Annotated in this window: 10 protein-coding genes and 1 pseudogene; 9 read left to right on the top strand and 2 right to left on the bottom strand. The window is 69.5% G+C overall.

Features of this window, described 5'->3' with window-relative positions:
• The first annotated feature begins 79 nt into the window (after window positions 1–79).
• The 4 genes from FMQ63_RS22335 to FMQ63_RS22350 are packed head-to-tail and all read left to right on the top strand — an operon-like array spanning window position 80 to window position 5,292.
• On the top strand, window positions 80–1,873 hold the full coding sequence (locus tag FMQ63_RS22335) for a thiamine pyrophosphate-requiring protein (protein WP_011553869.1): 1,794 nt from the start codon (window positions 80–82) through the stop codon (window positions 1,871–1,873).
• Between the two features lie 53 nt (window positions 1,874–1,926).
• Window positions 1,927–2,886, top strand: coding sequence for a Rieske 2Fe-2S domain-containing protein (locus tag FMQ63_RS22340; protein WP_011553868.1), 960 nt, complete (start codon window positions 1,927–1,929; stop codon window positions 2,884–2,886).
• Window positions 2,870–3,793 carry a fatty acid desaturase gene (locus FMQ63_RS22345; protein ID WP_020478087.1) on the top strand — a complete coding sequence of 308 codons (924 nt, stop codon included), beginning with the start codon at window positions 2,870–2,872 and terminating at the stop codon, window positions 3,791–3,793. The genes FMQ63_RS22340 and FMQ63_RS22345 overlap by 17 nt, the downstream gene beginning before the upstream one ends.
• Window positions 3,793–5,292 (top strand): phosphatase PAP2 family protein, encoded by a 1,500-nt coding sequence (locus tag FMQ63_RS22350; protein ID WP_011553866.1) that lies wholly within the window; start codon window positions 3,793–3,795, stop codon window positions 5,290–5,292. Before FMQ63_RS22345 ends, FMQ63_RS22350 begins: the two co-directional genes overlap by 1 nt.
• On the opposite strand, the gene FMQ63_RS22355 is transcribed toward FMQ63_RS22350, so the two are convergent.
• Window positions 5,280–5,903 (bottom strand): nuclear transport factor 2 family protein, encoded by a 624-nt coding sequence (locus tag FMQ63_RS22355; protein ID WP_011553865.1) that lies wholly within the window; start codon window positions 5,901–5,903, stop codon window positions 5,280–5,282. The two genes, FMQ63_RS22350 and FMQ63_RS22355, sit on opposite strands and share 13 nt — an antisense overlap.
• 188 nt (window positions 5,904–6,091) lie before the next feature.
• On the opposite strand from FMQ63_RS22355, the gene FMQ63_RS22360 reads away from it, so the two are divergent.
• Window positions 6,092–7,036 (top strand): patatin-like phospholipase family protein, encoded by a 945-nt coding sequence (locus FMQ63_RS22360; RefSeq protein ID WP_225909278.1) that lies wholly within the window; start codon window positions 6,092–6,094, stop codon window positions 7,034–7,036.
• Here the strand turns inward: FMQ63_RS22360 and FMQ63_RS22365 are convergent.
• On the bottom strand, window positions 7,033–7,806 hold the full coding sequence (locus FMQ63_RS22365; RefSeq protein WP_011553863.1) for a TVP38/TMEM64 family protein: 774 nt from the start codon (window positions 7,804–7,806) through the stop codon (window positions 7,033–7,035). The two genes, FMQ63_RS22360 and FMQ63_RS22365, sit on opposite strands and share 4 nt — an antisense overlap.
• A gap of 285 nt (window positions 7,807–8,091) precedes the next feature.
• On the opposite strand from FMQ63_RS22365, the gene FMQ63_RS22370 reads away from it, so the two are divergent.
• From FMQ63_RS22370 to FMQ63_RS22385, 4 genes and pseudogenes are all read left to right on the top strand, one after another.
• Window positions 8,092–8,553 carry a general stress protein gene (locus FMQ63_RS22370; protein ID WP_011553862.1) on the top strand — a complete coding sequence of 154 codons (462 nt, stop codon included), beginning with the start codon at window positions 8,092–8,094 and terminating at the stop codon, window positions 8,551–8,553.
• Window positions 8,554–8,599: 46 nt separating this feature from the next.
• Window positions 8,600–8,938, top strand: a complete 339-nt coding sequence (locus tag FMQ63_RS22375; protein WP_011553861.1) for a hypothetical protein — start codon at window positions 8,600–8,602, stop codon at window positions 8,936–8,938.
• A 32-nt stretch (window positions 8,939–8,970) separates the two neighbouring features.
• Window positions 8,971–10,191: a hypothetical protein gene (locus FMQ63_RS22380; protein ID WP_011553860.1), complete on the top strand. Its 1,221-nt coding sequence runs from the start codon at window positions 8,971–8,973 to the stop codon at window positions 10,189–10,191.
• Window positions 10,188–10,872: pseudogene (locus FMQ63_RS22385) on the top strand (transporter); the annotation flags it as partial. The gene FMQ63_RS22380 and the pseudogene FMQ63_RS22385, both read left to right, overlap by 4 nt.

The following is a 10,872-nucleotide window of genomic DNA, read 5'->3' on the forward strand; positions in this document are numbered from 1 at the left end:
CGGGCGGATGGGAGCTCGGCCGCAGGCAGCGGTGCCCGGGTGCCTAGCTTGATGGCGTCCCTGAACCCGAGGAGCCGTCATGAGCGCCACCGTCTCCGATTACCTGCTCCACCGCCTGTCCCAGTGGGGCGTCCGCCGCATCTATGGCTATCCCGGTGACGGCATCAACGGCATCCTCGGCGCGCTCGGGCGCACGTTGGAGTTCCGCTTCGTGCAGACGCGCCATGAAGAGATGTCCGCGTTCATGGCCTGTGCGCACGCGAAGTTCACCGGCGAGCCGGGCGTGTGTCTGGCCACGTCGGGGCCCGGGGCCATCCATCTGCTCAATGGCCTCTATGACGCCAAGCTGGACCACCAGCCGGTGGTGGCCATCGTCGGACAGCAGACGCGCTCAGCGCTGGGCGGCCACTTCCAGCAGGAGGTGGATCTGATGTCCCTCTTCAAGGACGTGGCCAGCGAATACCTCACGATGGTGACCAGCCCCTCCGCCATCCGCCACGCGGTGGACCGGGCGATGCGCGTCGCCATCTACGAGCGCACCGTGACGTGCGTCATCATCCCCAACGACGTCCAGGAAGAGGCCTACCACAAGCCTCCGCACGCGCACGGCACGGTCCATTCAAGCGTGGGCTACAGCGTGCCGCGAGTGCTGCCTCGCGAGCGGGACTTGCGGCGGGCGGCGGACGTGCTCAACGCCGGGAAGAAGGTGGCCATGCTGGTGGGCGCCGGAGCGCAGGCCGCGGCGGACGAGGTGATGCACGTGGCGGAGTTGCTAGGCGCGGGTGTGGCGAAGGCCCTGCTGGGCAAGGCCGTGCTGCCGGATGACGTTCCCTATGTCACCGGCTCCATCGGGCTGCTGGGCACCAAGGCGAGCTGGGACCTGATGTCGGACTGCGACACGTTGCTGATGGTGGGCACCAGCTTTCCGTACTCGGAGTTCCTCCCGAAGGAGGGACAGGCCCGGGGCGTTCAAATCGACCTCGATGGCCGGATGCTGGCCATCCGCTACCCCATGGAGGTGGCGCTGGTGGGGGACAGTCAGGAGACATTGAAGGCGCTGATTCCCATGCTCGAGCACAAGAAGGACCGGAGCTGGCGCGACAGCGTGGTGAAGAACGTGCGGCAGTGGGAGAAGACGGCGGAGGCGCTCGCGATGGACCGCGCGAATCCCGTCAACCCCCGGCGCGTGTTCTTCGAACTGTCGTCACGGCTGCCGGATGGCGTCATCCTGACGGCGGATTCGGGGTCGGGCACGAGCTGGTACGCGCAGCACCTGAAGATGCGCAAGGGGATGATGGCCTCGCTGTCCGGGAACCTGGCCAGCATGGGCTGCGGCGTGCCCTATGCCATCGGCGCCAAGTTCGCCTTCCCGCACCGGCCCGTCATCGCGCTGGTGGGCGACGGTGCCATGCAGATGAATGGCAACGCGGAGCTCATCACCGTGGCCAAGTACTGGAAGGAGTGGAAGGACCCGCGCTTCATCGTCATGGTCCTCAACAACCGGGACCTCAACATGGTGACGTGGGAGCAGCGCGTGCTGGCCGGCGACCCGAAGCTGCCCGCGTCCCAGGACCTGCCGGACTTCCCGTACGCGGCCTATGCGGAGTCCCTGGGCTTCCTGGGCATTCGCGTGGACCGGCCGGAGTCGCTGGGTCGCGCGTGGGATGAGGCACTGAGCGCAACCCGGCCCGTCGTCTTCGAGGCCTACGTGGACCCGGACGTCCCGCTGCTACCGCCCCACATCACCTTCGAGCAGGCGAAGCACTATGCCCAGGCGCTGGCGAAGGGCGACGTGGACACGGGCGGCATCCTGAAGCAGTCGCTCAAAGGCATGGTGGAGACACTGCTGCCCCGGGGCGGTGGCAAGTCCTGAACCATTCCTTGTCCATCCTTCAGCCCCATCATCCGTTGCGTTAGATTTTCAGCATGGTGGTGAAGATTGCCTCGCGGCTGGAGCCTGTGCGTCACCCCGAGCCAGGCCGTCTGCGCGCGTGGCACCTCGTGTGCCCCTCCGAAGCGCTTCGGCCCGGGCAGGTGATGCGTTGGAGCACGGGCACACGGGAGCTGGTTCTCTTCCGGGGACGGAGCGGCGCGGTCCACGCGCTCGCCGCCCATTGTCCCCACATGGGCGCGCACCTGGGTGGTGGCACCGTGGTGGGGGATTCGCTGCGGTGTCCACTCCACCACTGGCAGTTCGACGGCAGTGGCGCCTGCCCAGGGAAGACGGCACAGCGGGCCTTCCCCGTGGTGGAGCGGTACGGCGCCATCCTGGTCTTCAATGGCCCGGTGGTGCTCTTCCCTCCGCCGGAGGTGGGCAGCGGCGCGTTGCGCTGGGGCACGTCGGCTCGCTTCGCGGTGCATTGTGACTGGCTGCCCGTGGTGGCCAATGCCTTCGACTTGGAGCACCTGCGCACGGTGCACCATCGTGAGCTGCGGGACGCGCCAGTGGTGGAGCGCCCGGACCCGTTCACCTTGCGCGTGCGGTACACGTCCCGCGTCACGGGCAGCGGGCTCAGTGACCGGGTGATGAAGTTCCTGTCCGGCGATCGCATCGGTGTCACGCTCACGTTGCATGGCGGAACGCTCCTGTCCGTGGAGAGCGACCTGGGACGCACGCGCAGCGCGTTGCTCGCGGGCCTTCATCAGAGCGAGGAGGGGTTGTTCGTGCGGCTCGCCTTCGCCGCGCGCCGCAGCCGGCTTCCGGGCGTGGACTGGTTGGCGCTCCAGGTGTCGCGGTGGCTGTTCACGTCGTTCCTGCGGCGCGACCTGTCCGTGCTCGACGGGATGCGCTTCAACCGGGCGGGGGCGGCGGCGGACCCGGTGCTGCGCCAGGTGCTCGACTTCACCGACAGCCTGCCGGAGGCGCCCGATGACGACAGAGGGTGAGGGCGTGGGAACTCCGATTCCAGCCGCGCTCAACGCCGTGCTCCTGGTCTGCGCCATGGCGGCCTGTGCCGGATGCTTGTGGCTGGCGTCACACGCGGAGCGGCTCGCGATCCAGGCACTGGCCGCGGTGGTCTTCTCGTTCGTCAACAACACCGTGTTCTCGCTGCTGCATGAGGCCACGCACGGCGTGCTGCACCCCGTGCGGTGGGTGAACGACACGCTGGGCCGGTTCGCCGCGGCGTTCTTCCCCACGTCCTTCACGATGCAGCGCGCCTTCCACCTGAATCACCACCGCCACAACCGGACGCACCTGGAGCAGTTCGACTACTTCCGGCCCGGAGACAACCGCTTCCTGAAGCGGGCGCAGTGGTACTCCATCCTCACCGGGCTCTACTGGCTGTTCGTCCCGGTGGGGGCGGTGGTCTTCGCGCTCGTTCCCGGATTGCTGCACCGGCTTCGCGGCACGGGCACCCGGTACGGCGAGCAGACGGGCGCGGACGCGTACCTCGGACGCCTGGAAGCCGCTTCCGGAGGTGCCATCCGCGCGGAGGTGCTGCTGGCGGCCTGTGTGCAGGCCGGGCTCGTGGTGGCGCTGGATGTGTCCGCGATGGGGTGGGGGCTCTGCTACGCGGCCTTCGCCGTCAACTGGAGCGCGCTCCAGTACGCGGACCATGCGTGGTCACCGCTGCATGTCCGTGACGGCGCGTGGGACCTGCGCGTGGCCGCTCCGGTGCGGTGGCTGTTCCTCAACTACCACTATCACCGGGCCCATCACCGGCACCCGCACGTGCCCTGGCTCTACCTGGGGCGCTACGTGGACCCGGAGGTGGCGCGACCGTCCTTCCTGCGCATCTGGCTGTCCATGTGGCGAGGCCCTCGGCCACTGCCCGCCGCGATGGAGGAGTGATGAGCCCACGTCCCGCGTTGTTCGGGTGGCCACGCAAGGAGGAGCTGTCCCTCACGGCCGCCATGGCCACGGGCTTCGCCCTGTTCTTCGTGGCGGTCTACGGCGGCGCGAGCTGGCTCACGGGCTTCTACACCGGGGGCCTCCGGGTGGAGCTGTCCTTCGAGCGCCACATCCCGTTCATGCCGCCCTGGGCGCTGGTCTACGTCAGCATGGACGTGCTGCTCCTGCTGTCCCTCTTCGTCTTCCGGACGTGGCGGGACATGGTGCCCTTCGCGCTGGCGCTGTGTGTGGAGACAGCGCTCGCGGCCGTGTGCTTCCTCCTCTTCCCGGTGGAGGTGGCCTGGCCGCCGCGCGCCGTGGAGGGGGCCTGGGCGGGCGTCTTCCAACTGGCGGACACGCTGAACCTGGAGCGGAACTACCTGCCGTCCCTCCACGTGGCCTTCGCGTGCACGGCGGCCCTGGCCTACGCGGAGCGGGCCGGCGTGCTGGGGCGTATCCTCTTCGGCCTGTGGGCGCTGGCCATCGCGGCGTCGACGTTGCTCATCCACGAGCACCACGTGGTGGACGTGGTCGCGGGGGCGTTGCTGGCCTGGGGCACCTGGCGGTGGGTGGCTCCCTGGGCGCGCCGCACGGCGTTCCTCGAGGCCCTGCGAGTCGAAGCCTTGTGCGCCCGGGAGTCCTATCGCTTCGCGCGGCGTCACCTGCGTTACGGGCTGATTGCCCTGGTGCTCTACCGCTACGCGGTGAGCCGGTGGTGGCGCGAGGCTCGGGGGGCGCGGGTGGGCTTCTGTTTCCTCCAACTGGTGGACGACGTGCTGGATGGGGACCGCGCGGTGGACGGAGAGCCGCTCGACTGGGTGGACGCGCTCCTCTGGGAGCTGGAGTCCGGGCGAGGGGAGGACCGGGGGACGGCGGCCACGCTGGGGCGCGTGCTGCTCGAGCAGTTGGGAGACGACACGGCCCGCGCCCAGGTCTTCGCGCTGGTGCGGACGATGCGCAAGGACCGGGAGCGGGTGAAGGCCGGACAGTGGTGGAGCGCGGAGGCGCTTCGCGCGCAGCAACGCGACACGTTCTGCTTGTCGGTGGATTTGATGCTGCACGTCGCCGGGGCGGGCGTCCGGGCCGAGGACGCGCCCGCGCTGATGGAGGCCTTCGGCTGGTGCTCGGTGATGCGGGACCTGCGAGAGGACCTGGCCCAGGGGCTCTACAACGTTCCGGAAGAGGTCGCGGCGGCTGTCCGTGGCGACGGCGCGGATCCGACGGACATCGACGCGCTGCTGGGAACGGAGGCGGGCCGCGCATGGATGACGGCGGAGCACGTCCGGGCCAGGGCGTTGCTGGATGGCACAGCCGGCCAGTTGGCGGCGCTGGAGGGCCGTCCGGGGCTGGCGTTGCTGCGCCTCTTCCACCGCTCCATCGAGTCGTTCTGGCGCAAGCGCCTTCCCCGGCGCCATCCCTTCCTGGCCGAGGTGACGGCCCGCCGGCTTCAGGGCGCGTGAGGGGTGGGCCCGGGGCTTCGGCGCCGCAGCCTCCGGCCGATGGCCGCGCCCGCCACGAGCGCGCCAAGTCCGATGACCGTCGCTCCCGCGAGCGCGAGGTGCTTCACCCGCGTGAGGAGGGGATTGTCGAAGACGTTGGTGGAGTAGTGGAACGCGGCGATCCGCCAGCGGTCGCCCTCCCGGACCAGGGTGCAGGTCCACCGGCCGTCGATGACGATGTCCGTGCCGTCCGTGAGGACGTAGTGGTCCCGCGACGAGCCGCGCGCGATGCCGGTGTCGCCGTACAGGCGGGTCAGGTCATCCACCTCGAACTTCGCCTGGATGCGGTCCACGACGCGATTCGGCCCGCGCATCATCTCATCGTAGTACGCGCGGATGGATTCCTTCCCCACGCGCACGTCGTTGTTCATCGTGGTGAAGGAGACATCCGGGTGCAGGTGGCTCAGCAGCCGGTCGATGTCCTGGGCGTTGAGGGCGTCTTCCATCTCCTGCTTGAGGACGCGCAGTGCGTCATGGATGGCGGCGTCCGCGGTGGGCTGCTGGGCCAGCACCGCGGACGGCAGGAACGCGAGCAGCAGCGCCACCACACAACAGCCAGGCAAGCGGATCATCGAAGCTCCGGAGGAGTGAATCCGCCCATCCTAGAGAGGCTTCCGGCCGGTGGTGCATGGAAGTTGCCGTCCGAGGTGCCCCGGGAACCCGAGGGACGGTGGACAGGGGCCCACGCCCCGGGGTGATTCCCGCCGCGCTGGCACGCCCCTATCCATCTGCGCCAGGTCCATTTCCCAGGAGGCGTGCCATGAAGGATCGTCCCGCAACGCTCGTACTGTCCGGCGGTGGGGCCAAGGGAGCCTTCCAGGTCGGCGCCGAGCGCGTCCTCCGGGAGGTCCACGGCTTCCGCTGGGAGCGCATCTTCGGCGTGTCCGTGGGGGCCCTGAACGCCGCGCTGCTGGCCCAGCACTCCTACCGGGCGCTGAATGACATCTGGTTGAACATCCGCGAGGCGGACCTCTACCGGAAGCTGCCGTGGCCGCTCATCGCCCTGCGCGTGGGCCTGTTCCGCAAACTGGGGCTGTACGACAACACGCCCATGCGGGAGCTGATCCAGCGGCACCTCGCCGGACACCGCTTTCGGGTGCCCGCCCACGTGGGGCGCGTGTCCCTGGTCTCTGGCAACTACGAGCTGGTGCCCAGCGACTCGAGGGACTTCCTGGACGCCGTCTGGCAGAGCTCGACGTTGCCCATCCTCTGGGAGCCGGTGGGCGCGACGGCCCTGGTCGACGGCGGACTGCGCAACGCCACGCCCCTGGGGGATGCGCTGGAGTTCGGCCCGACGGAAATCGTCGTCATCGTCTGCTCACCATCCCAGGTCGAACGGGCGAAGCCGCCGGCCAATCTCCTGGAGGTGGCCACGCGCAGCCTCGCCGACATCACCCTCAACGAAATCTTGCTCAATGACGTGGATGCCTTCGTGCGCATCAACGACATCGTCCGTCAGGCCTACGACGCGGGGCTCACCGTGCGGCGTCCGGATGGGGTGCCCTACCGGTACTGTCGCATCACCGTCATCGAGCCCGCACGGCCCATGGGGGACATGTTGGACTTCGCGCCGGAGGTGATCCGGATGCGGCTGCGACACGGTGAGGAGATGGCCCGGGCCGTCTCACTGCCCACGGGCGTGGGCCCAGGGGAGCGCGTGCAGCGCCGCGTGGAGCTCTTCCCGGAGCCCCCCATGCATGCCTAGACCGCCGCGGGCTTGGCCGTCTCTTCGGAATGACGGATGGGGCGTCGCGCGGGCGGCGGCGGCTCCGCGCGTGGCTGTGGCTCCGGCGCGTCTTCGTTGAGCTCCTTGTAGAAGCGCCGCCCGATGTAGGCGCCGAGCACCAGCGACACCACCAGGCCCGCGGCGGCGACCGCCGTCATCGTCGTGCGGCCCTGGGCCAGACCACTGCCGAGCTGCGCCGTGAGGAAGGTGCCAGGAAGGGTGCCAATCAAGGCGCCGGCCAGCGTGGGCGTCAGCCGCGCTCCGCTCGCCGCCGCCGCCGCCAGCATCACGTCGGTGGGGCACAGCGGATTGATGCAGGCGGTGAAGGCGAAGAGGAAGTCATGCCGCCTCGCCGCCCGCACCAGTGCGGGGTACTTGCTGCCAGCCAGGCGCTTCATGAGCCCGGTGCCCAACTTGCGCGCCGCCGCGAAAAGCAGCAGGCCCGACAGCAAGCCGCCCGTTAGTGAATAGAGGGTCGCTGCGAGCGTGCCAAACATCATCCCGCCCACGGCCGTCAGCAGCTGACCCGGAAGCAGTGTCACGGGCCGGATGGCAAGGAAGCCGATGTATGCAATAGGCGCCCACTTCCCGAAGGGCTCCAACCAACTGGCGAGGCGCTGCTGGTCGACGAAGTCCGGCCCGAGCAGCCGGAGTGCGACAAGCCCCCCCATTGAGACGAGCATCGGGGCCAACACCCGGAGCCAGGTCTTCACCGACTGCGCCACGCCGTATCTCCCCCGCGGCCCCACTTCCGCCGCGCCGTGGGCCTGAAAGTGAAGGTGGCTTCGGGAATCCGCAATGTGCAGTGGGGTGTTTCCAACATGAAAGCGTCCGGCCGGGCAGCCCGCCGCCCGGTCCGAAAGCTCGGCAGGCGTTGCGAAACCCACGAAATCACAGGTGTTTTCGTGTGGCGTATCAGGCGTGAACGGCTGGCGGTGTACGGAGCTTGCTTGCATCGGGGCGCTTCCGTCCCAAGGTTTCAGGCAAGGGGCACCAAGGCGAGGGCTGGGGTAGTCACGAGAGGAGATAGGGAAATGTCGGACAAGGACAACAAGGGCAGCATGACGGTGGCCGAAGCGGGCCGGAAGGGTGGCGAGACGGTCCGGAACGAACGCGGTCGCGAGTTCTACGAGACGATCGGCCGCAAGGGCGGCGCCACGGTGAAGGCCGAGCGCGGTCGCTCCTTCTACGAGGAGATTGGCCGCAAGGGCGGCGAGACGGTGAAGGCCGAGCGCGGCGCCAAGTTCTACGAGGAGATCGGCAAGAAGGGTGGCGACAGGGTGAAGGCCACCCGGGGGCCGAACTTCTACGAGGAGATTGGCCGCAAGGGTGGGCAGAAGGTGAAGAAGCTCATCGAAGAGGGCAAGCGGGCCGCGCGGGCCGCCATGGCGGCGCAGGAGGGCGCGGCAGGTGCTCCGCCCCAGGAGGGTGCGGCGCCGGCGCCATCCACCCCCCCTTCTTCCGGAGAGCCGGCGGGGCCGGGCCAGAACGAGTAGCACCGCGAGCGTGGCGCCAGACTCGCGGACCGACTAAGAGGGCCGCGTGTACTTGGTCATCACGTTCCTCGAACAGTTGGAAGGAACCGAGCGGGCCATCCGCCGGCTCCGGGAGTTCGGTATCCCGGAGCCGTTGGTGGTGCGGGCTCGGAGCGCGGCGGCGGCGTTATCCGCCGAGGTCCCCGTGTTCGCGGGGCTCCGCAGTCTGGCGTTGGGCGCCGATGACGATCGCGTCATCCTGGTGAGCTTGTTGCCAGGCCTGCCCGCCGAGGAGATGGAACGGTTGGTGCAGCGCGTCCAACTGGAAATGGACGCGGACGAGCCGCCCATGGGACGGCTGGTCGCCATGCCAGTGATTTCCGCGCCCACGCATCGCCGGTCGTGACGGGAAGCGCCCCGTCGTTATAAGCACGGGCTGTGCAAGCGCTGCTCGTCTTCCTATCCATCGCGGCGCTGTCGCTGCTCGCCTCCAGCCGTGCGCTGGACCCGGGGCGCTTTCCAGCGCTGGCGAGACTGGCGGCCAGCGGCTTTCTCTTCGTTCTGCTCGGCATCTTCCTGGGGCCTTCCGTAGCAGGGGTGCTCACCGAGCGGCACCTGGAGGCCATGCGCCCGGTGATGGCGCTGGGGTTGGGCACCGCGGGCGTGCTGCTGGGCCTGAACCTGGAGCCCCGGCTGCTGCGCCTGTTGCCGCGGTCCGTCTACCTGTCGGGGCTGGCGCACTCCGGAACAGCCTTCTTCTTCGTCGCGCTGCCATTGCTGGTGCCGCTCGTCTTCACGTCCGCCCGGGGGCTGCTCGGCGCGGTGGGCGCGGCGGCGATGTTGGGGGCGGCGGCCAGTCTTTCTTCGGGGCACTCGGCCGTGCTCGCATGGCGCGCGGGGCGCCTGGACCGGGCGCGCGGCCTGGGCGTGGCGCTGCTCACCATGCTGGATGACGCGGTGGGTCTGGGCGTGCTGGCGCTGGCGTTGATGATCGGCGCCGCCAGCAACGTGGGCGAAGGCCTGGGGCTGGTGTGTCTGGCCTTGCTGCTGGGCGTCATGTGTGGGGCGCTGCTGGCCTTCCTCACGCATTCGTTGAAGGACCTGGCGGAGCTGACCACGGTGACGCTGGGCGGCGTGGTGTTGGTGAGCGGCGCGGCGGCGTACCTGCGGGTGTCGCCCTTGCTGGCGGGCGTGGCGTGTGGGGCGACGCTGGCGGTGGTGGGAGGCCGCACCTCGGAGCGCGTGGCGCGCGCGTTGGGCCGGGTGGAGCGGCCCGTGTTCCTGGTGCTCGTGTTCCTCGTGGGCTGCGCGGTGCATGCGCGGGACTACTGGGCCTGGGTGCTGATGCCCGCCTTCGTGGGCCTGCGCTTCCTGGGGAAGATGCTGGGCGGCCGGTTCGCGCGGCGGCTGGTGCAGCAGACGCTCGTGTTGCCACCCCGGCTGGGCTACGCGCTGATCGCCCAGGGCGGTCTGGCGCTGTGCCTGGTGGCGGAGTACGGGATGCTCGTGCCGGGAGGGCTGTCGCGGCGCGTGCTGGACGTGGTGGTGATGGGCGCGGTGGTGAACGAGCTGCTGGCGGGCCAGGCCTTCCAGTACGTGGTGGACCCGCCCCGCAGCATTTCCGAGAACCCGGCTGACAGCGACAAGGTGGCGGCATGACGGGCGCGGTCATCCGGCTGCTGCTGTTGATGGTGCTCCTGGCCATCATCAGCCGGGCACAGGTGCTCCGGGCGGACTCGGGAACACCGGTGATGCTGGCGGCGGGCGCGCTGCTGTTGTGCGGCCTGTTCGCGGGAAAGGTGGCCAAGGGCCTGGGCCTGCCTCGCCTCACCGGTTACCTGCTGGTGGGCGTGGCGGTGGGGCCCTATGCACTGGGCTTCATCCCGAACGCGGGCGTGAAGGGGCTGGAGCTGGTGAAGGGGCTGGCGGTGAGCCTCATCGCGCTGGTGGCCGGCACGGAGCTCCGGTTGGGGCTCATCCGCCGCGTGGGCGCGCGCGTGGCCTTGCTGTGCGCGGCCGTGTGCGGCGTCACCTTCCTGGTGTGCTTCGGGGCCACCTTCGCGCTCAAGCCCCTGCTGCCCTTCCTGGCGGACATGACGGTGCCCCAGGCGCTGGCGGTCAGCGCGCTGCTGTCCACGGTGGTGGTGTCATTCTCGCCCACCGTCACCATCGCCATCGTCCAGGAGACGAGCGCGCGCGGCGCCTTCACGGAGTTCCTGATGGCGCTGGTCATCATCGGCGACTTGCTGGTGATGGTGGCCTTCGCGCTGGCCGCGGGCCTGACGAAGGCGAGCTTCGGCGGCGGGCTGGACGTGACGGAGCTGCTGGGCGGGGTGGGGT

Source organism: Myxococcus sp. CA005 (assembly GCF_006518205.1).
GTDB classification, from domain to species: Bacteria; Myxococcota; Myxococcia; order Myxococcales; family Myxococcaceae; genus Myxococcus; species Myxococcus xanthus.